Here is a 24,504-nt window from a genome sequence, read left to right on the forward strand (position 1 = left end):
CTAGAGCGTATCCCGAAAAGTGTGTAACGGTTTTCGGATAAGATGCGCTTTGAAAAAACCATTTAGAGCGCCGATCTGATTTAGTCAGCTCGAGACGCGCTCTAAAAAACAGGGAGGCAGTATGCCCCGCTCACCATCGACGCAATTTGTCTTTCTGCCACTTGGTGGTGTCGGCGAAATCGGCATGAACCTTGCCATGTATGGCTATGGCCCAGAGGACAATCGTGAATGGATCGTGATTGACATGGGCGTAAGCTTTGCCGGTCCCGAACATCCCGGCGCCGATCTTATTTTGCCAGACATTCGTTTTCTCGAAGCTGAAAAGCACAATTTGCGCGGTATCGTCATTACCCATGCGCATGAAGACCATTATGGTGCATTGCTCGATCTCTGGCCGCGCCTGAAGGCGCCTGTCTATGCAACACCATTTACGGCGGGGCTGCTTGAAGCCAAGCGTCAATCTGAATTTGGCGCACCGGAAATTCCGATGAATATCTTCAAGGCGGGAGAAAGCTTTGAAATTGGCCCGTTCAAGCTTGAGGCTATCGCGGTAACACACTCGATTCCTGAGCCGGTTTCACTGGCGATTACCACACCACTTGGCACAGTTGTCCATACCGGCGACTGGAAGATGGACTCGGATCCGTCGATGGGGCCGCTGATTGATGAAGCGCGGTTTCGCGCAATCGGCGATCAGGGCGTTCTGGCGCTCGTCTGCGATTCAACCAATGCAATGCGCGAAGGTGAATCGCCTTCTGAACGTGAGGTGGGCGAAAGTCTGCGTGAACTGATCGAAAAAGCGCGTGGTCGCGTGGCAATCACGACTTTCTCATCCAATGTTGGCCGTATCCGTTCGATCACAGAAGCTGCACGCGATGCGGGACGTCAGGTGCTGGTGGTTGGCCGTTCGATGAAGCGTACCATCGCTGTGGCAACCGAGCTTGGCTATATGGAAGGCCTGCCGGAATTTTTGAGCGAAGATGATTACGGTTATATTCCGCGCGAAAATGTCGTGATGATCCTTACAGGCAGTCAGGGGGAGCCACGTGCTGCCCTTGCAAAACTTGCGCGTGATGAAATGCGCAGCATCGCCTTGTCGGCAGGTGATACCGTGATTTTCTCCTCTCGTCCGATTCCGGGCAATGAGAAGGCCATTCTCGACATCAAGAACAAACTGATCGATCAGGGTATCAAACTCATCAGCGATGATGACGCACTCGTGCATGTTTCCGGTCATCCGCGTCGTAGCGAATTGAAGCGCATGTATTCATGGGTACGCCCGAAAATACTCGTGCCTGTTCATGGTGAAGCAGCCCATCTGGTCGCCCAAGGCTCGCTTGGAGCGATGGAAGGCATAGAGGAAATCGCGCAGGTGCGTGATGGTGACATGTTGCGTCTGGCACCCGGTAAAGCCGAAATCATCGATGAGGCACCCATTGGCCGCATCTATAAGGACGGCAAGCTGATTGGTGACGAAGATGAAATCGGCATGGTCGAGCGGCGCAAGCTTGCCTATGTTGGCCATGTTGCGGTTTCGGTGCTGCTTGATCGCGATTTCAAGATCATGGACGAGCCTGATCTTGTTGCTTTCGGCTTGCCGGAGGAAGACAGGCAGGGTGATCTGATGGAAGATATTCTGCTTGATGCTGCAATCGAGGCTGTCGACAGCATTCCTCGTGCTCGCCGAAAAGACCTTGAAGTGGTCCGTGAATCAGTTCGTCGAGCGGTTCGCGCTGCGACAAATGAAGCATGGGGCAAAAAACCGGTAGTGACGGTGTTTCTCAACCGGATAAAGTAGATCTGTTTTCGGGAGGAGGAAATAGATGCTGGAACGCCTGAACCATGTGGCAATCGCGGTCCCTGATATAAAAGCCGCCGCCGCTATCTATAGCGGACAACTGGGTGCCAAAGTCACAGCGCCAGAGGCTCTGCCGGAACATGGTGTCACGGTGGTTTTCATCGATGTTGGCAACACCAAGATCGAGCTGCTGGAGCCATTGGGTGAGGGATCTCCTATAGCGAGCTTTCTCGAAAAAAATCCGTCCGGCGGGATGCATCATCTGTGTTATGAGGTTGCAGATATTGTCGCAGCACGCGATCACCTGAAGGCGGAAGGTGCGCGTGTTCTTGGCAATGGTGAACCGAAGATCGGTGCTCATGGCAAACGGGTTCTTTTTCTCCATCCCAAGGATTTCAATGGAACATTGATTGAGCTTGAGGAGGCGTGAAATGACAATCGTTTCCGGCATAGCTATGTATTTTATCTTCTGGTGGGTAACATTATTTGCGCTTTTGCCTGTTGGATTGCGCACTCAAGCGGAAGAAAATGATGTGACATTGGGAACCGTTGCCAGTGCACCGGCAAAACCGCGCATTGGACGCGCCTTTTTTCGCACGACGATTGTCGCGTCAGTCATATTCGGCATCTATTATTATATGACACAGGTTCAGGGTTTTGGCCTGGATGATATTCCGCATTTCTTTCCTGATCTGAAATAGAAAAACTTCTTATTATTCTGTGAAATCATAACACCATGCCTAATATTTAGGCATGGTGTTTTTTAATGTTTCCCTCAGGGTGCAGTCTCTCTTTTTTCATGAATCTAAAGCTCATCATTTCAATGTAACTATTTGAATCAAAATAAAATTAAATGATTATAATATTGAATTACGGCATGCATCACTGCGCGACTGGTTATAATTCTAATCACAGGAACCATATTCAGTGAAAAATATGAAAAATTAAAAGAATGTAATCTTATCAATAAGATGCATGAAAAGATTCGTTTGGAAACTCATCTTTTTGATAAAGCCAAAAAAAAAGCAAGGCTTTCGCCTTGCTAGTCAAATACGCGTTCGACCCGTTTCCATTTTACTGGCGGCAGCGAGATATCGCGCCTGGATCCATCCTCCCAAGACTTTGACCGCGTTAAACAATGGTTATTTCCATTGTCCATCTTATTGATGAAAAAAATAGCGGACTGCACAGCTTTTGTCACCAAGAATCTTTCAATATGTCATATTTCTTTCGTAATTTATGCCTGTTCAATATTTGTGCTACATAAAACATTGAAATTTAATGTGAATTCAAATCCCGCTTTTTCAGTTTCTTTGCTGTCATTGTGATATTGATTGTTGTGGGTGATAAAAAAGATGGTTAGCTAACAGTAAAAGGGCGGGTTTCCAACCGTGGTTTAACCCGTTATGAAGCCGGTAGATTTGCTTAATTTTTGCCTGATTCTCCACACACTCGGTTGATATTCAGGTACTTTCTCTTGATCGGTGGTCACGATGCGTCTGTCGCAGTATTTTTTGCCTATTCTGAAGGAAAACCCAAAAGAGGCAGAAATTGTCTCTCACAGGTTGATGCTGCGTGCGGGGATGATCCGGCAGCAGTCGGCGGGTATCTATTCATGGCTCCCGCTTGGTTTGAAAGTGCTCAACAAAGTCTGCAACATCATCCGTGAAGAACAAAACCGCGCAGGCGCGAACGAAATTCTCATGCCGACGATCCAGTCCGCCGATCTGTGGCGTGAAAGCGGTCGTTACGATGCCTATGGCAAGGAAATGCTCCGTATCCAGGACCGCCAGGAGCGTGAAATGCTTTTCGGCCCGACCAATGAAGAAATGGTTACGGATATTTTCCGCTCTTATGTGCGTTCCTATAAGGATCTGCCGCTGAACCTCTATCATATTCAGTGGAAGTTCCGTGATGAAGTGCGTCCGCGCTTTGGCGTCATGCGCTCGCGTGAGTTTCTCATGAAGGATGCCTATTCGTTTGACCTCGATTATGAGGGCGCGAAAATGGCTTATTATCGTATGTTCGTTTCCTACCTGCGCACCTTCGCTCGTGTCGGTTTGCAGGCGATCCCGATGCGTGCGGATACTGGCCCGATTGGAGGCGATCTTTCCCACGAGTTCATCATTCTCGCTGAAACTGGCGAAAGTCAGGTCTATTGCGATAAGGCTTATCTTGATCTGGCCGTTCCGGGTGAAGACACGGATTTCCGCAATGATGCGCAATTGACCGATATCGTCAGCCGCTGGACAAAGCCTTATGCAGCGACTGACGAGATGCATGATGAGGCGGAATGGTCTGCGGTCAAGGCCGATGATCAGCTTTCAGCACGTGGTATCGAAGTTGGTCATATTTTCCATTTTGGCACCAAATATTCCGAACCGATGGGTGCGAAAGTGCAGGGGCCAGATGGTAAGGAACATCTTGTTTCCATGGGCTCTTACGGCATCGGTCCTTCACGGCTGGTTGCGGCGGCAATTGAAGCTTTCCATGATGATGCAGGCATTATCTGGCCTAAGGCAATTGCACCCTTTGGGGTTGGCATTGTCAATATGAAGCCCGGTGATGAAGCCTGTGATGGGGTGAGTGAGCAGCTTTACGCAGCCTTCATCAAGGCCGGGCTTGATCCACTGCTTGATGATACGGATAACCGTCCGGGTTCCAAATTCGCGACAATGGATCTGATTGGTCTGCCTTATCAGGTAATTGTCGGCCCGCGCAGCGTCGCGGCTGGTGAAGTTGAAGTCAAGGATCGCAAGACCGGTGAGCGTCAGAACCTCACTATCGAAGCGGCAATCAACCTTTTGACGGCATAAATATGAGCAGCGCGGCGGCAGCAAAATCTGACGGCAAGCAGAAGGCCTCTGGCAAGACACCTTCTTCAGGCCCGTTCTCAGCCTATGAGCGGATGATCGCATGGCGTTATCTGCGAGCACGCCGCCGTGAAACATTTATTTCTGTCATTGCCGGTTTTTCTTTTACCGGCATCATGCTTGGTGTTGCCACACTCATTATCGTCATGGCGGTAATGAACGGTTTTCGTGCCGAACTTCTGAACAGAATTCTTGGTATCAATGGCCATCTCATCATGCAGCCGATTGATCGGCCACTTGATGATTATGCCAGCCTGATCACACGCATTGACGCAATTCCCGGCGTCACCTTCGCAATTCCTGTGGTTGAAGGACAGGCTTTGGTTCAGGGCAATATCGGTGCAGGCACCGGTGCTCTGGTTCGCGGTCTTCGTGAGGAGGATCTCGATAAGCTCAAGCTTGTTTCCGACAACATCAAGCAAGGCACCTTGCAGGGCTTCGATCAAAGCGGCGGCGTGGCGATTGGCATACGTATGGCCGAAAATCTTGGCCTTTCCATTGGCGATTCCCTGCGTGTCATTTCGCCGGATGGTGATGTGACACCTTTTGGCGTCAATCCGCGCGTAAAAGCCTATCCGATTGTTGCGATTTTCGAGATTGGCATGTCGGAATATGATGCATCTATTGTGATGATGCCGCTTTCAGAAGCGCAGCTTTTCTTCAATCAGGAAGATAAGGTGCAGTCGCTGGAAATCTTTGTCGATAATCCTGACAAGGTCGATGCCATGCGTGCACCTGTTGAGGAAGTGGCGGCGCGTCAGGTTTCTATGGTCGATTGGCGGCAGCGTAACCAGACATTCTTCTCTGCCTTGCAGGTCGAGCGCAATGTTATGTTCATGATCCTGACGCTGATCGTGCTTGTGGCAGCACTCAATATTATTTCGGGCCTGATCATGCTGGTGAAGGATAAAGGGCGCGACATTGCAATCCTTCGAACCATGGGGGCGACGCGCGGCGCCGTGATGCGCATATTCCTGATGACCGGTGCAGCGATTGGCGTGACTGGTACGCTTGCCGGCGTGATTATCGGTATCGTTGTGTGCCTGAATGTTGAGCGTATTCGACAGTTCTTTTCATGGCTTTCCGGCACGACATTGTTCAATCCGGAACTCTATTTCCTGAGCACATTACCGGCGAAAATGGATGTCGGTGAAACATTGTCCGTTATCGCCATGGCTTTGGTTCTTTCATTTATCGCTACCATTTTTCCGGCTTGGCGTGCAGCAAAGCTCGATCCGGTCGAAGCCCTGAGGTATGAATAATGGCGGCTGAAGTTATTCTGCGTCTGGAAAATGTCAGCCGTGCCTATAAGGAAGCGGATCGCGAACTTGTCATTTTAAAGGATGCCAGTTTTACGCTGCATCGCGGTGAGATGGTGGCGCTTGTCGCTCCATCGGGTGCCGGTAAATCGACGCTGCTTCATACGGCCGGTTTGCTGGAGCGTCCTGATGCCGGCGACGTCATTCTGGATGGTCGCTCATGCGCAACATTGTCGGAAGATGAGCGCACGGCTGTTCGCCGCAATGATGTCGGCTTTGTTTATCAGTTCCATCATTTGCTGCCGGAGTTTACCGCTTTGGAAAATGTGATGATGCCGCAGATGATCCGTGGTCTGCCGCAAAAGGCGGCAACGGTTCGTGCACAGCAATTGCTTGATTATATGAAAATCGGCAAGCGTGCATCGCACCGCCCGTCCGAGCTATCGGGCGGTGAGCAACAGCGTGTGGCAATTGCACGTGCGGTTGCCAATGCGCCACTGGTTTTGCTGGCTGATGAACCAACCGGCAACCTCGACCCGACTACATCATCTTATGTGTTTGGCGCTCTTGAAGCGCTGGTGCGTCAGTCTGGGCTGGCCGCGATGATTGCCACCCATAACCATGATCTGGCACGCCGTATGGATCGCCGTGTAACCTTGAAAGACGGCAAGGTCGTAGACCTCTGATGGTCGTGTAAGGAGGCGCTGTTTATCAGCTCTCTGCTAAGCCGAAAAGTTTTCCTGATCTGTTGTTTATGAAACGCCGGTGGTTATGCTACCGGTGTTTGCTGTTTATATTTCATAAACCTTAAATGAATCAGCGCTGCAAAAATGGTGTTGACTTTAGAACATAAATGGAACAAATAATAAACATACGTGAACAAAGAGGAGTTATCCACATGACCGATCTCGTCTACGACGTTTTATCTTTCGTCTCCGTCAGCCTGTTCGTTGCCACTTTTGCTATATGGGTGAGTGCCATCTGAAAGCGCATAAGGGGTTCTTCTGTGAACCCTGATGATAGGAACGGTGCTGGCTCTGGACATGGCGGCCGTATTCCTCGAAACTGCTCTGATGGGCGATAAGAGTCGCCCATTGCCATGTGCAAATCTCAAGATATCGATTGCACTTGGTTGATGCTGAAAACATGATTTGGATATGATCATGTTGCATTCTGGTCAGTTTGGCAAAGATCGGGGAAAAGTATGAGTGATACAGCAAGCATAAGCGCGGGCGAGGGCAGATCGTCACCTCGTTTCGTTCATCTGCGGGTGCATTCAGCTTACTCTTTACTCGAAGGGGCCTTGCCTGTCGGCAAGATTATCAAACAGGCGATTGCTGATGACGCCCCGGCTATTGCCATAACTGATAGCAACAATCTTTTCGGTGCTCTCGAATTTGCACAAAAGGCGTCAAAAGATGGTTTGCAGCCAATCATTGGCTGTCAGCTGGATGTTGCTTTTGGCGATCATAACGATAACAGCCGCAGCGCAAACCGCAGGCTTGTTCTCGATCTGGCGCCTATGGTTTTTCTTGCATCAACCGAGCAAGGCTATGCAAATATTGTAAGGCTCGTCAGTCGTGCATTTATGGATACGCCTTCGGGCGATCCGGTGCATGTTGATGCAAGCTGGTTATCCGCTTTGTCAGAGGATGTGATTGTTCTCTCCGGTGGTCCGCTTGGCCCGATCGGGCGTGCTTTTGCTGCCGACCGTGCCGACCGCGCCGAAAGCAGGCTGGCACTTCTCAAAGAAGCATTTGGCAATCGGCTCTATGTCGAGTTACAGCGTCATGCTGGTTATGATCGTTCGCTTGAGGCCAGGACTGTTGAACTTGCTTATGCAATGGAACTGCCACTTGTTGCGACCAATGAAGCTTTCTTTCTCAAAGCAGAGGATTTTGAAGCGCATGACGCGCTTCTGGCTATCGCTGAAGGGCAAATTATTTCCAATGATGATCGTCGTCGCTTGACGCCTGATCATTATTTGAAAAGCCGTTCGGAAATGGCTGACCTGTTTGCAGATTTGCCTGAAGCACTTGAAAATACAATAGAAATTGCTGAACGTTGTAGCTGGTTTACACAGACACGTGCGCCGATTTTGCCTCGGTTCACAGGCGAGTCTGAAGACCCGGAAGCTGCAATTCAGGCCGAGGCTGATGAATTGGCACGTCAGGCGCTTGAAGGCCTGAAGATGCGTCTTGAAACAGCCGGTCTTGCTGAGGGCTATACCGAACAGCAATATACCGAACGTCTCGATTATGAGATTGGCATCATCACCCGCATGAAGTTCCCCGGCTACTTTCTGATTGTTGCGGACTTTATCAAATGGGCCAAACAGCAAGGAATTCCTGTTGGACCGGGTCGTGGTTCCGGCGCGGGTTCTCTTGTCGCTTATGCATTGACGATTACGGATGTTGATCCTCTGCGCTTTTCTCTGCTGTTCGAGCGCTTCCTCAACCCTGACCGTGTTTCGATGCCTGACTTCGATATTGATTTCTGTCAGGATCGTCGTGAAGAAGTCATTCGTTATGTTCAGGGCAAGTATGGACGTGATCAGGTTGCCCAGATCATCACTTTCGGAACGCTTCAGGCACGCGCTGTTTTACGCGATGTCGGACGTGTCCTTGAAATGCCCTATGGACAGGTTGATCGCCTTTGCAAACTTGTACCGCAAAATCCGGCCAACCCTGTATCGCTTGCGCAGGCCATAGAGACCGAACCAAAGATTAATGAAGAGCGCGAGAAGGAACCGGTCGTTGGTCGTTTGCTTGATATGGCGCTCAAGCTCGAAGGCCTGTACCGCCATGCTTCGACCCACGCTGCCGGTATCGTGATTGGCGATCGTCCCTTGTCTGAACTGGTGCCGATGTATCGCGATCCCCGTTCTGATATGCCCGTTACCCAGTTCAATATGAAATGGGTTGAGCAGGCAGGGCTGGTCAAGTTTGACTTCCTTGGCCTCAAAACGCTGACAGTGCTTGATACCGCCGTGAAACTCGTTGCACGCAAAGGCATCAAGATTGATTTGTCACATTTGCCGCTTGATGATGAATTAACTTATGAAATGCTTTCCCGCGGTGAAACGGTCGGTGTGTTTCAGGTGGAAAGCGCAGGAATGCGTAAAGCGCTGCTGGGGATGCGCCCCGACCGGATTGAAGACATTATTGCGCTTGTGGCGCTTTATCGTCCGGGTCCCATGGAGAATATCCCGACCTATAATGCGCGTAAGAATGGTGAGGAAGAGATCGCTTCCATTCACCCGAAGATTGATGAGCTGATCAAGGAAACGCAGGGCGTTATCGTTTATCAGGAACAGGTGATGCAGATCGCGCAGGTGCTTTCCGGCTATTCGCTCGGTGAAGCAGATCTTCTTCGTCGCGCAATGGGCAAGAAAATTCGAGAGGAAATGGACAAGCAGCGTGTCCGTTTCGTTGAAGGTGCGATTGCGGGCGGCGTTGACAAGGCTCAGGCAAATATGATCTTCGACCTGCTGGCCAAGTTTGCTGACTACGGCTTTAACAAGTCGCACGCTGCGGCCTATGCGATTGTGTCTTATCAGACCGCCTATATGAAGGCGCATTATCCGGTCGAATTTCTTGCCGCTTCCATGACATATGATATGTCAAATGCTGACAAGCTCAATGATTTCCGCCGTGATGCCAATCGGTTGGGAATCGAAGTGGTCACACCGTCTGTCATGACATCTTTCCGTCCGTTTGAAGTTGGCGAGAAGAAGATTTTCTATTCTCTTGCAGCCATCAAGGGTGTGGGTGAAGCGGCCGTTGATCATATTGTCAATGTTCGCGCCGAAAAACCGTTTGAAAGTCTTGAGGACTTTTTTGAGCGGGTTGATCCTAAAATCGTCAATCGACGGGTGACAGAAAGCCTGATTAATGCAGGCGCATTTGATTGTTTTGGGCGTGATCGCGCTGCAATGAGCGCTGGCATGGATCGCCTCATGGGCTTTGCGCAGCGCACTCAGGAGAATGCAGCCAGTGGTCAGTCGGATATTTTCGGTCTTTCTGGTGCGCCCAAAGAGACACTGATTTTGCCACAGGCAGCGCCCTGGTTGCCGTCGGAAAAACTTCATCGTGAGTTTCAGGCTGTAGGCTTTTATCTTTCTGCCCATCCACTTGATGAATATCGTGAGGTTCTGGACAGGATGCGTGTTCAAAGCTGGGCCGATTTTTCGGCTGCGGTGAAGCGAGGGGCGAATGCTGGTCGTCTTGCAGGAACCGTTACGACTCGTCAGGAGCGCAAGACCCGCACCGGTAATAAAATGGGTATAGTTCAACTCTCAGACGCCAGCGGGCAGTTTGAAGCTGTGCTCTTTTCGGAAGGACTTGCGCAATATCGTGACTTGCTCGAAAGCGGTAAATCGGTGGTGATCACTGTTTCAGCCGAAAATCGACCTGAGGGCATTGGGCTTAGAATTCAGACCGTGCAGTCTCTCGAAGATGAAGCCTGTCGAATGCAGAAAGCGCTCAGGCTTTATCTGCGTTCCGCTGAGGCGGTGAAACACATCGCACCGCATTTCAACACACGCGGAGACGGTCAGGTCAGTCTTATTGTAATTAAGGAAGAAGGGCAGCGCGAAGTGGAGATTGAGCTTCCACATCGCTATCGGGTCAGTCCACAGATCGCAAGCGCTATGAAGACGATTCCCGGTGTGGTGGAGGTTGAGCTGGTCTCGTAATCTGCCGCGCCGTGATGCCGGGGATCAAGCACCACAAAGTCTGGCTTGGAAAAGCTGTAACCACACAGTAAGAGCGTTTCTACTTAATTCGAAAACGCTCTTACATTTTGTTTTGGTATGGGAGCCAACAGCTTATTGAGTGGCTTTGTGGGAAACCAGTTCAATTGCTTTAAGCTTTCCGTCAGTGATGCCGCAACGCAAGGTAACAGCATCCCATTGAGTGCCACTGTTTTTGCTGCGGGCTTCTCCGGAAACGGAAATTACTGCAGAAACCTTGCTTGCATCTTTGGAACTGAATTTTGATGATTTCTTGTTTGTTTTGGCGGCCGCAATATCTTCCCTGGTAAAGCCAAGGCGGTCATATTTTTTACTTTTCTTCACATAATCATAGGCGCTTGCAATGCAATTAGCGACCTGCGGTGAAGCTTTCTGGTCTTTGACAAGTGTTTGATAATTTCCAGTGAAATCTTTTGAGCGTTTCGGAATGGCATCGGCATAAGCTGTTCCAGCTATTCCAAGTGTGACAATTGCAGAGAATATAAGCTGGGTTAATTTCATAGATTGCTTCCTTTGAAAAAATACCGTGCTACTTGCGGCATGTAAAATCGAAAATAGGAATATTATAAGAAACTCATATTATGTTTTGCGCGCCCCCATCCGTTACCAGATTATCTCCCAGATTATCTCATTGATAGATTCGGGCAAGACAGGATTTTCAGAGGCATGTTTCTTGCGGATATCTGATAAGCTGATGTGCTGTCATAAATGAAGACGATTATTATGAAGAGCGTTACATTTCGCCTTGAGTGTATATCGTCTGCAAATAGGCTAAAAACAGGCTTCAGCCTTGACAAGATGACCATCCAATGACTAAAAGCCGCCATCGCTGGTGCTTGAATGGACCGGCGTTTCATTTGACGTGTCCCGTGGATGAAGATCGCAGCTGCGCGCTTCATTCTGTCAGTCCCTGAAATCGGGGGCAGAGGAGGGCGCGTTTCCTGTCTGCGCCGTAAGGCGCATCCACTTTTTAAAGGAAATGCGATGAGCAAGCGCGAATCCGCTAAGTATAAAATTGATCGCCGCCTTGGCGAAAATATCTGGGGCCGTCCGAAATCCCCTGTAAACCGCCGTGAATATGGCCCGGGCCAGCACGGTCAGCGCCGTAAGGGCAAGCTGTCCGACTTCGGTGTACAGCTCCGCGCAAAGCAGAAGCTCAAGGGTTTCTACGGCGATATTTCGGAAAAGCAGTTCCGCAAGACCTATGATGAAGCAGCTCGTCGCAAGGGCGATACTGGTGAAAACCTCATCGGCTTGCTCGAATCGCGCCTGGACGCTGTTGTGTATCGTGCAAAGTTTGTTCCAACGATCTTCGCAGCACGCCAGTTCATCAACCACGGCCATGTTAATGTAAATGGTCGTCGCGTTAACATTCAGTCATACCGCCTCAAGGTTGGTGACGTTGTTGAAGTTCGCGAAAAGTCGAAGCAGCTTGTGATTGTTCTCGAAGCTGTTGCGCTCGCAGAACGTGATGTTCCTGATTATATCGAAGTCGATCACAACAAGATGGTTGCGACTTTCGGACGTGTTCCAACCCTTTCGGACGTACCATACGCCGTTCAGATGGAACCAAACCTCGTCGTCGAGTTCTATTCGCGTTAATTCTGAGCATTTAGCTTCAGTACTAAAAATAAAGGTCGCTCCTTGGTTTCCCTGGGGGCGGCTTTTTTGTATGTAGATATTTCTCTTCTTATTCGCAGGAAGCACCATGAACGCTTTCGAACAAAATATTGCGGAAGATTCGGATGCAAGTGGTTGCCATCCGCTTTTCCGCGATGTGCCGGCCTCGGTCGAATTCAACAAGTTACGCAAGCGGTTGCTGCGCTTGACCCGTCAGGCGATAGAAGATTTCGCCATGGTAAAGCCCGGTGAGCGCTGGATGATATGTCTTTCAGGCGGTAAGGATTCATATGGTCTTCTGGCGCTTCTGCTGGACCTTAAATGGCGCGGTTTGCTGCCGGTTGAAATGCTGGCGGTCAATCTCGATCAGGGGCAGCCGAACTTCCCAAAGCATATTCTGCCTGATTTCCTGAGCCGCTACGGGATTGATCATCGAATTGAATATCAGGATACCTATTCGATCGTCACGGAGAAGCTTCCTGAAAACAGCACTTATTGCTCGCTTTGTTCGCGGTTACGCCGCGGCAATCTTTATCGGATTGCGCGTGAAGAGGGGTGTTCGGCAATCGTTCTTGGCCACCATCGTGAAGATATTCTCGAGACCTTCTTCATGAATCTGTTTCATGGTGGTCGCCTTGCTGCGATGCCACCAAAATTGCTTAATGATGAAGGGGATCTCATGCTTTTCCGACCGCTGGCTTATGCGGCGGAAGAAGATATGGAAAAATTTGCGGCTGCAATGCAGTTTCCGATCATTCCTTGCAACCTGTGCGGCAGTCAGGAAGGTTTGCAGCGCAATGCAATGAAGACAATGCTTGCTGATATAGAAAAGCGCATGCCGGGTCGCAAGGATACGATGATCCGCGCTATGACCAATGTAAGGCCAAGCCATCTGCTGGATCGCAAATTGTTTGATTTTGCTGGCCTGATGACCAGTTCTGATGTGGAGAGTGAAAGTGCAGTTTGATGACAAGCAGATCGATTGGCTGGCTGAGCTTCTGGCCGATGCTGCAAATGCCGAGATTATGCCGCGTTTTCGGCAATTGGGGCAGGGGGATATTCGCCAGAAAACCTCTGCGGCTGATCTCGTTACTGAAGCGGATGTGCATGCAGAACACTTCATCACTGCGCGTCTTAAAGAGCGCTTTCCCGATGCTCTGATCGTTGGCGAAGAAGCCTGTTCCGATAATGAAACATTGCTTAATGGGCTTGGTGATGCAGAACTCGCATTCACCATTGATCCGGTGGATGGAACATTCAACTTTGCGTCTGGTGTTCCGCTTTTCGGGGTCATGCTGGCGGTGGTTTCCAAAGGCGAAACGGTTGCCGGCATTATCTATGATCCGGTCGGTAAGGACTGGATACTCGCTTCCAGGGGCGGCGGCGCACATATTCGCTATGCGAATGGTACGACAAGCCTTGTGAAAGTTGCAGCGCCTGCGCAAATTTCTCAAATGACAGGTTCCGTGTCATGGCAATATACGCAAGAGCCGATCCGCTCGCGCCTTGCCCGCAATCACACGAAATTTCTGTCGCAGATTGGCTATCGCTGTGCGGCACACGAATATCGCATCATCGCCACCGGCGGCGCACATTTTGCTTGTTATAATAAATTGATGCCATGGGATCATCTGCCTGGTGCACTCATTCATCAGGAAGCGGGTGGTTATCTCGCTCGTTGGGATGAAAGCGATTATCTGCCTTCGCACACAGGGGGTGGGCTGTTGATTGCACCTGATAAGGAAAGCTGGAAAGAAATCCAGCAAGCACTCTTTGCAGAATAGAAAAAAGCCCGCTTTTAGCGGGCTTTATATTCAGACTTGTTTGTGGTGCGGTTTAAACAGTTTTCCGCGCTCGGCTATGATCACACAGATGAAGGAAATCAATCCAAGCACGCAATAACCCGCAGCGACAGGCGTGGTTGTGCCGTCAAATGCCTGACCAATTGCTGCGCCCAATGCGGCACCGATAACGGTTTGTGTAAAGCCCAGAACCGATGAAGCCGTGCCTGCGACTTCGCCAAGCGGCTCCATCGACAATGCGTTGAAGTTTGACGTTATCAGGCTGAACGAAAACATGATGGTCATATAGAGCACCATGAGCAGCCAGAAGGGCAAGGGACCGTTGAAGGTCAGCGAAAGAACAACCCAAAGCAGGCTGAAACTCACGAAGACAATTAACATCGTCTGCGAAATGCGACGCATCCCATAACGACCGACTAGGCGTGAATTGAGAAATGATGCAAGTGCCAGCGTCATGGCAACTGCTGCAAATGCCAGCGGGAACATTTTATCGAGTTTATAAATATCGACAAAAATCTGCTGTGCCGAGTTGATATAGCCAAACAATGCGCCAAGGATGAACGATGTCCCAAGCATATAAAAAAGTGCGATACGGTTGGATAAAACAATACCGAAACTGCTTGTAATGCTTTTTCGTGTCAGTGGACGACGATGGTCGACAGGCAATGTTTCCGGGAGCCGTATATAGGCCCATATACTTACAATTGCCGCCATGACTGCCATCGACAGGAAGATAAGGTGCCATTCACCAAACAGCATGATCAGCTGGCCGGTTGCTGGTGCAATGATAGGCATGATCATGAATATCATCATGACCAGCGACATGACTTCAGCCATCTGGCGGCCAGAAAAGCGATCCCGTACGACAGAGACTGCGATAACACGTGTCGATGCAGCACCCACTCCCTGTAACACGCGCAATATGATGAGAGTTGTGAAATCCGTCACAAATGCTGCGCCAATCGCTGCAAGAATATAGATTGTCAAACCGGCAAACAAAGGCGCGCGTCGGCCAAAGCGGTCACTTAATGGGCCGTAAAACAGCTGTGAAACCCCAAAACCAAGCAGATAAGCGGTAATTACATATTGCACGTGGTTTTCGGAAAGAATTCCAAGGCTTGCACCAATTTGAGGCAGGCCGGGCAACATGATGTCAACAGCCAGCGCATTGATAGCCATGATCGCGGCAATAAGCACAATGAATTCGCCACGCGGACGCATAGACGTCTGTTGATCGGACGAACTCTTATGAATATCGAGCGGCATTAAGGAATCCCTTGATGTAGCAAGACACCGGCGAAGATGCAGGCGATGCATGAGCGGAGTTTTGAAATGACAAGCCAGACAGATCAAATGGCTAATTATATGCCAGCTATCCGACAATATAAAAAGGCGCCATAAAACGGCGCCTTTTTAGAAAAGGTGAACTTTAAAAGCCGTATTAAGAGTAATTAATCCTCAAGCGGCCTTGGTTGCAATACCTTTTTCGGTAAAAAATGTTTGAAGCTCGTTTGACTGGAACATTTCGCGGACAATGTCGCAACCACCAACAAATTCACCCTTTACATAGAGCTGGGGAATGGTCGGCCAGTTGGAATAATCCTTGATACCTTGGCGGATTTCGTCGGAAGCAAGAACGTTTACCCCCTTATAATCGACGCCGATATAGTCGAGAATCTGTACAACCTGACCGGAGAATCCACATTGTGGGAAGCCGGGTGTACCCTTCATGAAGAGCACAACGTCATTGGTTTTCACTTCATTGTCGATGAAATCGTTGATTCCGGTCATTTCAGTTCCTTTCAGGATGCCGGTTCAAATCCCGGCCCGCGTAGGGAGAGGTTATACCCTATATAGTAAGATAAGCTTTGGTAATCACCCCCTAAAGATGAAATCAAGACAAATTAGCGAGAAACTAAGCCATTTCAGGGGTAGCATCTTGCCGCAGTCTGTACTTAGGAGGACGGCCCCATTAATCTGATGGGAATGGCATTTGAAATGACCTGATATGCCGAGATATGCAGGGAGAGAAGCGAGGACCAGAGTTGTTCCTCCGGTTGAACAGCTGACACAGCAGATCCCAAGTGACTTTGATGCCCGGCGGATGTGGCCCATCCGCGCACTGAGACGGTTTTCTTTTACCAAAATGAAATGCAAAAGATAAAATTGTGTTTCAGGCTTTGTCAAAGAAGACTGATGAAATTGCTACGGATGATATAGCCATATCAAAACGGCAAATAAAAACCCCGGGGATGATACCGGGGTTTCATTATTCTGGGCGTTATAATTTACGACTGTTGTTCATGTAATATTTGATCTCTTTCCAGCTGATCAAAGCCATCACATAGGAAAGTGTAGCAAGAATAGCCCCTTCAATTATTAAAAACCAAATCATGATGCGTCCTCATGCTTGAATTAGACCGCTACTAGACTTTGCCCCTGTAATCCAAGGCATTGCGCATTGTGGTTCTTCGAGTATTCCACGCTTTTTAGCAAAACCTCGAATGGCGTTTTCTGCCGCTTTCATTGGTTTGATTCCATCGTGGCTATCGCAGCACGCTTTCCAAGCGGTTTCGTAAATTATGTCACGGTCGTATTCAGGCCATTCATAGAGAAAATCTATGGCGTCTCCGATGCTTGCTATCTCACGGGCAATGAAAGGGCCGTTCTTTATAAAAACAGGACTGTCAAACAAACGGTCGCTCATCGAAACCTCCATTTGATCGAACGTATTACATTGGGATGACGGCTCCGATTTAGTAAGTCAAAATCTCAGTTCAAGATACTGAAACAACAGATGAAAAGAAAATTACATGACACGATGTACCAACGCGGCGGGCTTGCGCAGTATGGCTTATCGAGGTGTGGCCGGGATTTTGATCATAGGCTACGGTTATGCCAGTGCGGCTGGTGATCAGAGACCGCGCCGGGAATGACGATTAGCGACAAAGAGGCCGAATGTATTCTTAAAGCTGAACTTACAAAGTTTGAGGCACAGGTTGAGCGGCTGGTTAAAGTGCCATTGACAGATATCCATCACTTTTCAGGAGGATTTGTGCTAGATACGCGATTGATCTGTTTAATCATAGTCGTTTGATTATGGTTCCTACCGGTACAACATCCTCCAAAACTACAACAACCGCGTTGTACTCTACGTTAAAACAGGCGTAAAGAGGCTGGAATAAGATGAAATGAGCATGCAAGAAATGACGCTAAGTTACGGAAAAAAAACGAACTCATTGAATTTCAATAAGCCGCGTTTTGCCGTCGCGCCTATGCTCGACTGGTCAGACAGACATTGCCGTTATTTTCATCGTCTGTTTTCAAGTCGAGCTTTGCTATACACTGAGATGGTTGTGGCCGATGCTGCGATCCATGGGCCTCGTGAGCGGCTTATGGGGTTTGATGTGGCTGAACATCCGGTTGCTTTGCAGCTTGGGGGATCTGATCCGGTTAAGTTACAGGAAGCTGCACGGATTGCAGAAGGTTTTGGCTATGACGAAATCAATCTGAATGTTGGCTGTCCGTCTGACCGGGTGCAGTCGGGTACATTTGGCGCCTGTCTGATGCTGACCCCGGATGTGGTGGCACGCTGTGTTGGCGCAATGAAAGAAGTCGTTTCCGTTCCTGTTACGGTTAAATGTCGTATTGGTGTTGATGATCAGGATCAGGAGGCAGCACTTGACGCGATTGCAGATCAGGTATTGGAAGCGGGGGCCGATGCGCTCTGGGTTCATGCCCGCAAAGCTTGGCTGAATGGCCTTTCGCCTAAGGAAAACCGTGATATTCCACCGCTTGATTATGATCGTGTTTATCGCTTGAAGCAGCGTTTTCCGGATACATTCATCGGTATTAATGGCGGCATAGCAACCTTGGAAGAAGCCGCTTTGCATCTAAACAATGTCGATGGTGTCATGCTGGGCCGCGCTGCCTATCACAATCCGGCAATTCTTGGCCATGTTGATCGCATGCTCTATGGTGAGGGGCAAAAGCAGGTCGATATGTCTGAAATTATTGAGTTAATGTGCGAATATATCGACAAACACATCGCCGCTGGCGGTAGAGTTTCGCATATCAGCCGGCATATGGTTGGCCTGTTCATGGGGCAGCCCGGTGCACGCCGCTGGCGCCAGATCCTGTCAACAGATGTATCGAATCCCGGTGCAAACAGTGATGTGGTGCGTCAGGCCTATGCGTCTGTCATGGAAGCCAGCGCTGAAACTGCTGAAACGGCTGCTAATCCATCATAATCAGCTGATCACCGCGAACGCTGAAACCACCCAGAGTTTGCAGGAAATTCATGCCGAGCAGACTGCCTGTCATCAGACCTTCCTGAGTGACCATTGCACGAATATTGTGCCGTTCGATGTCGCCGATTTGCAAGGTTGAAATATTGATGCTCGCAGCCGTTGCCCTGCCATTGGCGGTGTTGATCGGCACATTATAAGCAAGCATAGATGTATCTATGCCAGCACGCTCGGCATCTTCTTTGGAAAGCACGACTGACGATGCCCCCGTATCAACCATGAAATGCACCCGTGCACCATTAACGCGGCCATTGACTTCAAAATGACCATTGGCAGATTTTGCCAGTGTAACAGTCAATGAACCATCAGCGGCACGGCCTGAAAGAGGGCTTCCGGGAATAAGACCGGCTGTGATGCGGCTTCCTACGTCCTGCAATTCATAGCGATACTGATAGGCTGCCACGAGGCCCAGTATGATGACAGCCCAGACGGCCATACTGCGTGCAAAATCGCTGAGTTTTATGCCAGAACCGAGAATGCCCGCGGCCAATACGATACCCCATATGCCCATATAGGCTGCCTGACCAAAGGCATCATTGGCAAGCCCAAGCGTTGTGCCGCTGTCATTATTTGCCATCAGCAATAAAATGACGATTGCGATAGCGGCAATAACGATCCAGAACAAACGCCCCATCAGTCTTCTCTCTTTTTCAGTCTTTCATGACGTTTTGGTAAATGCGCCATGACTCTACGTCGTTCGTCGTTGCCCATGACAGACCATTCAGCGATTTCATGCAGTGTCCGGGCACAGCCCAGACAAAATCCCGTATGGTTGTCTATTACGCATACGAGAATGCAAGGAGATTCAATTGCGGCCTCATTCATAGTATCAATGTGGTTTCATCAAAGTGACATGACAAGACCAAGCAGGACGGCAAGAGAATATATCTGCTGTGCCGCCCCCAGCGTATCACCGGTTTGTCCGCCGATTTTCACAAGGCAGAGTTTTGCAAATCCAAAAATAACAAGGCTGCTGATGATGACCACCTTGATCCAGCCAGCAAAACCGGCTGATGGGACAACCGATACCAGAAGCACGAACAGACCTGTTGTGCAGGCACAGACAACGGTTTCCCAGCGAGGTTGTCCAAGACCATCCGCAAGACCACCGGCGCGCGCCGATGGCAGCCCGTACCATAGGGGCAGCATTGCAGCCCGGCTTGCAGCTTCTGCACCAATAAGCGCAAGCGCTGCATAGCAGGCGCCGGCTTGATCGATGATTGCAGCCAGTAGAGAAGCCTTTATGCCTGTCCAGATAATGAGTATGAGCGCGGCAAATGTGCCAATGCGTGAATCCTTCATGATGGCAAGGCGGCGTTCTCGTGTTGATGCGCCAAAAAAACCATCTGCTGTATCGCCCAGACCGTCTTCATGAAGACCGCCGGTCATGGCAGCCAAAACGCCCACGGCGATAAAGCCGGAAACAAGTGGTGGCAGGTTAAGATAGTCAGATATCAGCAGCGCAATACCTGCGAGCAGTCCCAGCACGGCACCGGCTAGTGGAAAAGCCCGCACACTTGCCTTGAGCGAATCGCTGGAGCTTTCAAGCCATGGGGCTGGCAGTGGCAAACGGCTGAGAAAGCCCAAAGAGCGGATCGTGTCTCTTATGAAGCTGTTTTGCTGCAAGTGCTTGCTCCGCTTTAAGAACGACATATCATCAGAAAGAATATTTGCGTCCAGAACAGTCTGGCGCAAAGAGGTGATTTGAAAATTTGCTTAACTCCTTATAGGACGGGCAAAATAGTTTTGCATCCTCCATTGATTGATTGGACCAGACGATATGAGCGCCAGTGGCCTTCCTTTTGACGATTTTCGTGAACTCATCCGCAATCTGCCGGGACCTGATCTTGGTGCGCAAGCGGCTGTGCGTGCACGGGAAGTGACACTGACCAAGCCTGCCGGTTCGCTTGGACAGCTTGAAGAGATTGTTGCCTGGCTTGCAGCATGGACTGGTAAATCTGTGCCACAGATCAATCGCCCGCTGGTCGCTGTTTTTGCAGGCAATCATGGCGTGACTGCCAAAAATATTACCCCGTTTCCATCAAGCGTTACTGCGCAGATGGTTGAGAATTTTGCAGCCGGTGGTGCAGCTATCAATCAGCTTTGCATTGCCCATGATCTTGGTCTTAAGGTGTTCGATCTTGCGCTGGAACACCCGACAGGGGACATCACCGAAGAAGCGGCGATGGACGAACGAACATGCGCTGCAACCATGGCCTTTGGCATGGAAGGCATCGCGGGTGGCACCGATTTGCTTTGCATCGGCGAAATGGGAATCGGTAATACGACGATTGCAGCCGCTATCGCTCTGGCGCTTTTTGGTGGTGCGGCTGAGGACTGGGTTGGCCCCGGTACAGGTTCAACAGGTGAATTGTTGCAGCGCAAGCTTGCAGCCGTTCGTGCGGCGGTAACATTGCATCAGGATCACCTCAAAGATCCTTTGGAAGTGCTTCGTCGTCTTGGCGGACGCGAATTGGCGGCCATGGCTGGTGCAATCCTTGCGGCACGTATGGAAAAAATCCCGGTTATCGTTGATGGTTTTGTTGCAAGTGCCGCAGCCGCGGTGCTTTTTGCTGCAAATCCGACGGCGCTTGATCATTGCATTTTCGGTCATGTATCAGCAGAACCGGGTCACAGATTGCTTTTGGAAAAGATGAGCAAGAAGCCACTTCTTGATCTCGGAATGCGCCTTGGCGAGGGAACAGGTGCAGCTTTGGCTGCCGGTATTGTCAAGGCGGCAGCGCTTTGCCATAGCGGAATGGCAACATTTGAACAAGCTGGCGTCACAAGTTCCACAAAATGAACATAAAAAAGCCCGGACACATAGCGCATCCCGAAAAGTGTGAAACGGTTTTCGGGATGCGCGCTGAAAAAAGTCCGGGCTTTTTTATAGCAATGCGTAATTAATTGTTTTCTTTATCGAGCAGCATATAGTCGAGAGGAAGCTCGGTTGTATATTTGATCTGCTCCATGGCGAAGGAAGACGATACGTCGCGAATTTCGATCTTGGTGATCAGGCGCTTATAAAATGCGTCATAAGCAGCGATGTCTGGAACAGCCACCCGCAGCAGATAATCGACATCACCGCTCATGCGATAAAATTCGATAACTTCCGGGAATTCCTGAACCACTTCCGAAAAGCGTTTGAGCCATTCATTGCTATGCGAACTGGTACGAACCGAGACGAAGACCGTAACCCGTGTATTGATGCGCACAGGATCAAGAATGGCAACCCGGCGTTTGATAACGCCGTCTTCCTCAAGTTTCTGTATGCGGCGCCAGCAAGGGGTGGTGGACAAGCCAACTTTTTTGGCGACGTCAGCGACTGCCAAAGTTGCGTCTTCCTGCAATAAACGCAGTATTTTTCTATCTAGCCTGTCCATGCTTTTTATATCCCGATATTAGAAACCGTTTCTCGTAGCTTGTGGCTGAGTGAAACTTATTACCTTATCGTTTGCTTTGATACAAAATTACAGGAAAAATATTCTTCTGAAAATGGTGAATATAAAAATTATTTTCCGGGGGCTATAAGTTCACGTATTTTTTGATGGAGAACAGGCACTACCTCTGCATCAAACCACGGGTTTCGTTTCAACCAACCGCTGTTGCGCCATGACGGGTGTGGAAGAGGCAATATGATGCGCCCTTCAATATCCGGTGTTTCCATGAAGCTGCGCCAGTTCTGAACTGTCTGGGTAAGGCTTGTCTTGCGCCACTGTGGTAAGTGGTAGGCAAGCGCATAGTGCCCGACAACAAGAATGAGTTCGAGTTGCGGCATTTGTTCAAAAACGCGGTCGTGCCACGTAGTTCTGCATTCGCGCCGTGGTGGAAGGTCGCCGCCATGCTTGTCATAGCCGGGAAAGCAAAAGCCCATCGGAACAATTGCAAAGAGCGATGGGTCGTAAAACTCTTCGCGCGAGGTGCCAAGCCATTGTCGCAGGCGATCACCTGAAGGATCGTTAAAGGGCAGGGAACTGTTATGCACGCGAATGCCGGGCGCCTGCCCACAGATCGCAATGCGTGCCGTATTTGAAATGATACAGACCGGATTGGGTTCATGCGGCAAAGGCGGCAGATATTGCGGCGTATCACGGCAAATACGGCACGCACGGATCGACTGTCTGAGCTCGTCCAGATTTTCCATGTCTTCCAGTAAAGCTCCGGATCAGATTGTTTGAAAAAACGAGGCGATACGATCCTTTATATATTGGAATATATCGCTGATTACATCGGGTGGTTCTGCGATAGAATGAGTTTCAGGCTTCGTATTCGAACGTTGCTGATCTTTCCGCCACTGATAGGGTGCCTGAAATGTGCCAGTCCATATACCGCGCTTGTCATGACGCGCCTGTGCTTCTTCACTGCGATAATCCCAATAGGAGACGGCCCAGCCTTGTTCCACCATCCATCGGTTGAGATTCGTTTCACCGAGATAGCAGCGTGCAAGATCGCGGCCATATTTATCTATGTCAGATGTCTCGCACCGAATCGGCTGGCCATTGATTCTATTGCGCAGTGCATTTCGCGCTTCTCTGCCGCAAAGATAATCGCGACCTGCAATCTGACAATTCTGAGCCATTTCGGGTGCATCTATTCCGAGCAGACGGATATGCACCTTGTTGATGACGACCGTATCACCATCAATCACATAAACGCTGCCAGTCAGTGATTCTGTTGTTTGGCGATTATCCGGCAAAAAGACAATGATTGTGACAAGCGCAAAAAAGATGAGCAAAGTTAATAGGATACTGCGAAAAGCTCCACTTTTCTTTCGCTTTTTCGGTTGATATTGCCGTCTGTAATAACGCCGCCTGTTTCTCATTGAGGATGCTCCCGACCCTGAGCTGCATCTTAACCCGGTTCCGAGTTTTTCAAAATTCCCTCTATGGGAACGGCAGGGTTGTCATAATTAATTGGGATCAATAACAGGAGGTTTTGTGTTGATTCAGCAACAGTTTTAATCATTGCTTTAGGCTAGAAAGACAACAGAGGCTTTCTGCCCATTTCCCGCCACAAAGAGGCGTCACCGCTAGGGAAAGGCGAAAGCTGATAACCGTATCAGGAAGCTTTGGTTTCCTCAGGATAGGAAAAAATGAAGAAAGACGCATTGTTTCACGACGATTCGTTTCTGGAAGGCAAAAAGCCCGTCCGGTCCTTCTTTTTCCATTCTGATACGACACGAGCTTTTTTCGGTCAAAATCGGGTCGCAGTGTTGACGAAAACTCATTGTAATCTGTCACTTATGTCATCAACTTCCAATCATTATGAAAGACCCGCGTTGTGATGCGTTTTCGCTGTTTTTCATATCCCCTTGTCGCTGCGGCACTTGGCTTGGCCCTTGTTTGTAACAGCGCTCAGGCCTTTGATCTTAACGACGACTCCGAGAAATCGCGCAGTCCGTTTGAAGTGTTCAAGTTTGGTTTCTCTGCCTATAAGAGCGGCCATAAAGATGAAGCGATTAAAGCACTGCGTTATGCGGCGGATCGTGGTCATCAGGGGGCGAAGTGGAAGCTTGCTCGCATGTATGCTGAAGGCGACGGCGTGGCAGAGAATGACTATGAAGCCTATCAGATTTTTGAAAAGATCGTTCGTGATGGTGCTGAGCCGGGTTCAGAGAATGAGCCTTATGTAGCCGATGCGCTGGTTGCGCTGGCCGGTTATGTGAAGCGCGGGATTCCGGATTCTCCGGTTAATGCCAATCCGAAATTTGCGCGTAATCTCTATGTGCAGGCTGCATCGAATTTTGGTGATCCCGATGCACAATATGAACTTGGCAAGATGCTTCTGGACGGGGAAGGTGGAGAGCCTAATCCAATGCAGGCAGCACGCTGGTTCCAGCTTTCTGCCAAAAAGGGCAATGCCAGCGCTCAGGCGATGCTTGGCAATATGCTGTTTCAGGCCGGAAAGACTGTGCGTGGACTGGCCTTGCTGACCGCTGCCTTTGAGCGCTGTCCGACAGATGATTGCTCATGGATACGCGATATGCAGGAACAGGCTTTTTCGATTGCCGGAGAAGCAGATCGCCGCAACGCCATTGCGCTTTCCAGCAATTATACGCTCAAGGGCGATTACTGATAATTTAAGCCAGCCTG

Annotated in this window: 24 protein-coding genes; 14 read left to right on the top strand and 10 right to left on the bottom strand. The window is 49.7% G+C overall.

What is annotated here, in order from left to right:
- Nucleotides 1-121: 121 nt before the first annotated feature.
- The 7 genes from FHY56_RS10370 to dnaE all read left to right on the top strand — a co-directional run bounded on the left by FHY56_RS10370 (nt 122) and on the right by dnaE (nt 10,626).
- Nucleotides 122-1,798: a ribonuclease J gene (locus tag FHY56_RS10370; RefSeq protein ID WP_140905096.1), complete on the top strand. Its 1,677-nt coding sequence runs from the start codon at nt 122-124 to the stop codon at nt 1,796-1,798.
- Nucleotides 1,799-1,823: 25 nt separating this feature from the next.
- On the top strand, nt 1,824-2,228 hold the full coding sequence (gene mce / locus FHY56_RS10375; protein WP_140905097.1) for a methylmalonyl-CoA epimerase: 405 nt from the start codon (nt 1,824-1,826) through the stop codon (nt 2,226-2,228).
- Between the two features lies 1 nt (nt 2,229).
- Nucleotides 2,230-2,499: a DUF1467 family protein gene (locus FHY56_RS10380; protein WP_140905098.1), complete on the top strand. Its 270-nt coding sequence runs from the start codon at nt 2,230-2,232 to the stop codon at nt 2,497-2,499.
- A 792-nt stretch (nt 2,500-3,291) separates the two neighbouring features.
- Entirely contained in the window at nt 3,292-4,614 is a 1,323-nt protein-coding gene (gene proS, locus FHY56_RS10385; protein WP_140905099.1) for a proline--tRNA ligase, read from the top strand.
- 2 nt (nt 4,615-4,616) lie between these two features.
- On the top strand, nt 4,617-5,933 hold the full coding sequence (locus tag FHY56_RS10390) for a lipoprotein-releasing ABC transporter permease subunit (protein WP_140905100.1): 1,317 nt from the start codon (nt 4,617-4,619) through the stop codon (nt 5,931-5,933).
- Nucleotides 5,933-6,616 (top strand): ABC transporter ATP-binding protein, encoded by a 684-nt coding sequence (locus FHY56_RS10395; protein ID WP_140905101.1) that lies wholly within the window; start codon nt 5,933-5,935, stop codon nt 6,614-6,616. Before FHY56_RS10390 ends, FHY56_RS10395 begins: the two co-directional genes overlap by 1 nt.
- 518 nt (nt 6,617-7,134) lie before the next feature.
- The gene (gene dnaE / locus FHY56_RS10400) at nt 7,135-10,626 is read left to right on the top strand and encodes a DNA polymerase III subunit alpha (RefSeq protein ID WP_140905102.1); all 3,492 of its coding nucleotides are present in this window, start codon (nt 7,135-7,137) and stop codon (nt 10,624-10,626) included.
- A gap of 132 nt (nt 10,627-10,758) precedes the next feature.
- Here the strand turns inward: dnaE and bspC are convergent, their stop codons facing one another.
- On the bottom strand, nt 10,759-11,184 hold the full coding sequence (gene bspC, locus FHY56_RS10405; protein ID WP_140905103.1) for a type IV secretion system effector BspC: 426 nt from the start codon (nt 11,182-11,184) through the stop codon (nt 10,759-10,761).
- A 483-nt stretch (nt 11,185-11,667) separates the two neighbouring features.
- Between bspC and rpsD the strand changes: the two genes are divergently transcribed.
- The 3 genes from rpsD to FHY56_RS10420 all read left to right on the top strand — a co-directional run bounded on the left by rpsD (nt 11,668) and on the right by FHY56_RS10420 (nt 14,087).
- On the top strand, nt 11,668-12,285 hold the full coding sequence (rpsD, locus tag FHY56_RS10410) for a 30S ribosomal protein S4 (RefSeq protein ID WP_140905104.1): 618 nt from the start codon (nt 11,668-11,670) through the stop codon (nt 12,283-12,285).
- 106 nt (nt 12,286-12,391) lie between these two features.
- On the top strand, nt 12,392-13,270 hold the full coding sequence (gene ttcA / locus FHY56_RS10415) for a tRNA 2-thiocytidine(32) synthetase TtcA (RefSeq protein ID WP_140905105.1): 879 nt from the start codon (nt 12,392-12,394) through the stop codon (nt 13,268-13,270).
- Entirely contained in the window at nt 13,260-14,087 is an 828-nt protein-coding gene (locus tag FHY56_RS10420; protein ID WP_140905106.1) for an inositol monophosphatase family protein, read from the top strand. The genes ttcA and FHY56_RS10420 overlap by 11 nt, the downstream gene beginning before the upstream one ends.
- A 30-nt stretch (nt 14,088-14,117) precedes the next feature.
- On the opposite strand, the gene FHY56_RS10425 is transcribed toward FHY56_RS10420, so the two are convergent.
- The 3 genes from FHY56_RS10425 to FHY56_RS10435 all read right to left on the bottom strand — a co-directional run bounded on the left by FHY56_RS10425 (nt 14,118) and on the right by FHY56_RS10435 (nt 16,812).
- The gene (locus FHY56_RS10425; RefSeq protein ID WP_140905107.1) at nt 14,118-15,371 is read right to left on the bottom strand and encodes a multidrug effflux MFS transporter; all 1,254 of its coding nucleotides are present in this window, start codon (nt 15,369-15,371) and stop codon (nt 14,118-14,120) included.
- Between the two features lie 192 nt (nt 15,372-15,563).
- Nucleotides 15,564-15,896, bottom strand: coding sequence for a Grx4 family monothiol glutaredoxin (gene grxD / locus FHY56_RS10430; protein ID WP_140905108.1), 333 nt, complete (start codon nt 15,894-15,896; stop codon nt 15,564-15,566).
- A gap of 613 nt (nt 15,897-16,509) precedes the next feature.
- Nucleotides 16,510-16,812, bottom strand: a complete 303-nt coding sequence (locus tag FHY56_RS10435) for a DUF982 domain-containing protein (RefSeq protein ID WP_140905109.1) — start codon at nt 16,810-16,812, stop codon at nt 16,510-16,512.
- 225 nt (nt 16,813-17,037) lie between these two features.
- Between FHY56_RS10435 and FHY56_RS18360 the strand changes: the two genes are divergently transcribed.
- A complete protein-coding gene (locus FHY56_RS18360; protein WP_376889374.1) occupies nt 17,038-17,202 on the top strand; it encodes a glycoside hydrolase family protein in 165 nt (54 codons plus the stop codon).
- Between the two features lie 109 nt (nt 17,203-17,311).
- Nucleotides 17,312-18,355, top strand: coding sequence for a tRNA dihydrouridine(20/20a) synthase DusA (dusA, locus tag FHY56_RS10440; RefSeq protein ID WP_140905240.1), 1,044 nt, complete (start codon nt 17,312-17,314; stop codon nt 18,353-18,355).
- Here the strand turns inward: dusA and FHY56_RS10445 are convergent.
- The 3 genes from FHY56_RS10445 to FHY56_RS10455 are packed head-to-tail and all read right to left on the bottom strand — an operon-like array spanning nt 18,342 to nt 20,038.
- Nucleotides 18,342-19,046: a TIGR02281 family clan AA aspartic protease gene (locus FHY56_RS10445; RefSeq protein ID WP_140905110.1), complete on the bottom strand. Its 705-nt coding sequence runs from the start codon at nt 19,044-19,046 to the stop codon at nt 18,342-18,344. The two genes, dusA and FHY56_RS10445, sit on opposite strands and share 14 nt — an antisense overlap.
- The gene (locus FHY56_RS10450) at nt 19,046-19,237 is read right to left on the bottom strand and encodes a DUF1289 domain-containing protein (protein WP_140905111.1); all 192 of its coding nucleotides are present in this window, start codon (nt 19,235-19,237) and stop codon (nt 19,046-19,048) included. Before FHY56_RS10450 ends, FHY56_RS10445 begins: the two co-directional genes overlap by 1 nt.
- Before the next feature lie 18 nt (nt 19,238-19,255).
- Nucleotides 19,256-20,038 carry an adenosylcobinamide-GDP ribazoletransferase gene (locus FHY56_RS10455; protein ID WP_140905112.1) on the bottom strand — a complete coding sequence of 261 codons (783 nt, stop codon included), beginning with the start codon at nt 20,036-20,038 and terminating at the stop codon, nt 19,256-19,258.
- A gap of 154 nt (nt 20,039-20,192) precedes the next feature.
- Between FHY56_RS10455 and cobT the strand changes: the two genes are divergently transcribed.
- Nucleotides 20,193-21,215 (top strand): nicotinate-nucleotide--dimethylbenzimidazole phosphoribosyltransferase, encoded by a 1,023-nt coding sequence (cobT, locus tag FHY56_RS10460; protein WP_140905113.1) that lies wholly within the window; start codon nt 20,193-20,195, stop codon nt 21,213-21,215.
- A gap of 100 nt (nt 21,216-21,315) precedes the next feature.
- Here cobT and FHY56_RS10465 read toward each other — a convergent pair whose 3' ends face one another.
- The 3 genes from FHY56_RS10465 to FHY56_RS10475 all read right to left on the bottom strand — a co-directional run bounded on the left by FHY56_RS10465 (nt 21,316) and on the right by FHY56_RS10475 (nt 23,147).
- Nucleotides 21,316-21,795 (bottom strand): Lrp/AsnC family transcriptional regulator, encoded by a 480-nt coding sequence (locus tag FHY56_RS10465; RefSeq protein WP_140905114.1) that lies wholly within the window; start codon nt 21,793-21,795, stop codon nt 21,316-21,318.
- A gap of 128 nt (nt 21,796-21,923) precedes the next feature.
- A complete protein-coding gene (locus tag FHY56_RS10470) occupies nt 21,924-22,565 on the bottom strand; it encodes a uracil-DNA glycosylase family protein (protein WP_140905115.1) in 642 nt (213 codons plus the stop codon).
- 12 nt (nt 22,566-22,577) lie between these two features.
- The gene (locus FHY56_RS10475; protein ID WP_235889470.1) at nt 22,578-23,147 is read right to left on the bottom strand and encodes a thermonuclease family protein; all 570 of its coding nucleotides are present in this window, start codon (nt 23,145-23,147) and stop codon (nt 22,578-22,580) included.
- Between the two features lie 548 nt (nt 23,148-23,695).
- On the opposite strand from FHY56_RS10475, the gene FHY56_RS10480 reads away from it, so the two are divergent.
- On the top strand, nt 23,696-24,487 hold the full coding sequence (locus tag FHY56_RS10480) for a tetratricopeptide repeat protein (protein WP_140905117.1): 792 nt from the start codon (nt 23,696-23,698) through the stop codon (nt 24,485-24,487).
- Nucleotides 24,488-24,504: the final 17 nt, after the last annotated feature.

Source organism: Brucella gallinifaecis, from assembly GCF_006476605.1.
Taxonomy (GTDB): Bacteria; Pseudomonadota; Alphaproteobacteria; order Rhizobiales; family Rhizobiaceae; genus Brucella; species Brucella gallinifaecis.

Excerpts from the sequence above, each read along its gene's own strand:
- FHY56_RS10395 (WP_140905101.1), top strand. The coding sequence starts at position 5,933 with ATGGCGGCTGAAGTTATTCTGCGTCTGGAAAATGTCAGCCGTGCCTAT.
- FHY56_RS10370 (WP_140905096.1), top strand. The coding sequence starts at position 122 with ATGCCCCGCTCACCATCGACGCAATTTGTCTTTCTGCCACTTGGTGGT.
- dusA (WP_140905240.1), top strand. The coding sequence starts at position 17,312 with ATGACGCTAAGTTACGGAAAAAAAACGAACTCATTGAATTTCAATAAG.
- FHY56_RS10435 (WP_140905109.1), bottom strand. The coding sequence starts at position 16,812 with ATGAGCGACCGTTTGTTTGACAGTCCTGTTTTTATAAAGAACGGCCCT.
- ttcA (WP_140905105.1), top strand. The coding sequence starts at position 12,392 with ATGAACGCTTTCGAACAAAATATTGCGGAAGATTCGGATGCAAGTGGT.
- dnaE (WP_140905102.1), top strand. The coding sequence starts at position 7,135 with ATGAGTGATACAGCAAGCATAAGCGCGGGCGAGGGCAGATCGTCACCT.
- FHY56_RS18360 (WP_376889374.1), top strand. The coding sequence starts at position 17,038 with ATGACGATTAGCGACAAAGAGGCCGAATGTATTCTTAAAGCTGAACTT.
- FHY56_RS10445 (WP_140905110.1), bottom strand. The coding sequence starts at position 19,046 with ATGGGGCGTTTGTTCTGGATCGTTATTGCCGCTATCGCAATCGTCATT.
- rpsD (WP_140905104.1), top strand. The coding sequence starts at position 11,668 with ATGAGCAAGCGCGAATCCGCTAAGTATAAAATTGATCGCCGCCTTGGC.
- grxD (WP_140905108.1), bottom strand. The coding sequence starts at position 15,896 with ATGACCGGAATCAACGATTTCATCGACAATGAAGTGAAAACCAATGAC.
- FHY56_RS10380 (WP_140905098.1), top strand. The coding sequence starts at position 2,230 with ATGACAATCGTTTCCGGCATAGCTATGTATTTTATCTTCTGGTGGGTA.
- bspC (WP_140905103.1), bottom strand. The coding sequence starts at position 11,184 with ATGAAATTAACCCAGCTTATATTCTCTGCAATTGTCACACTTGGAATA.
- FHY56_RS10425 (WP_140905107.1), bottom strand. The coding sequence starts at position 15,371 with ATGCCGCTCGATATTCATAAGAGTTCGTCCGATCAACAGACGTCTATG.
- FHY56_RS10450 (WP_140905111.1), bottom strand. The coding sequence starts at position 19,237 with ATGAATGAGGCCGCAATTGAATCTCCTTGCATTCTCGTATGCGTAATA.
- FHY56_RS10390 (WP_140905100.1), top strand. The coding sequence starts at position 4,617 with ATGAGCAGCGCGGCGGCAGCAAAATCTGACGGCAAGCAGAAGGCCTCT.
- mce (WP_140905097.1), top strand. The coding sequence starts at position 1,824 with ATGCTGGAACGCCTGAACCATGTGGCAATCGCGGTCCCTGATATAAAA.
- FHY56_RS10465 (WP_140905114.1), bottom strand. The coding sequence starts at position 21,795 with ATGGACAGGCTAGATAGAAAAATACTGCGTTTATTGCAGGAAGACGCA.
- cobT (WP_140905113.1), top strand. The coding sequence starts at position 20,193 with ATGAGCGCCAGTGGCCTTCCTTTTGACGATTTTCGTGAACTCATCCGC.
- FHY56_RS10480 (WP_140905117.1), top strand. The coding sequence starts at position 23,696 with ATGCGTTTTCGCTGTTTTTCATATCCCCTTGTCGCTGCGGCACTTGGC.
- proS (WP_140905099.1), top strand. The coding sequence starts at position 3,292 with ATGCGTCTGTCGCAGTATTTTTTGCCTATTCTGAAGGAAAACCCAAAA.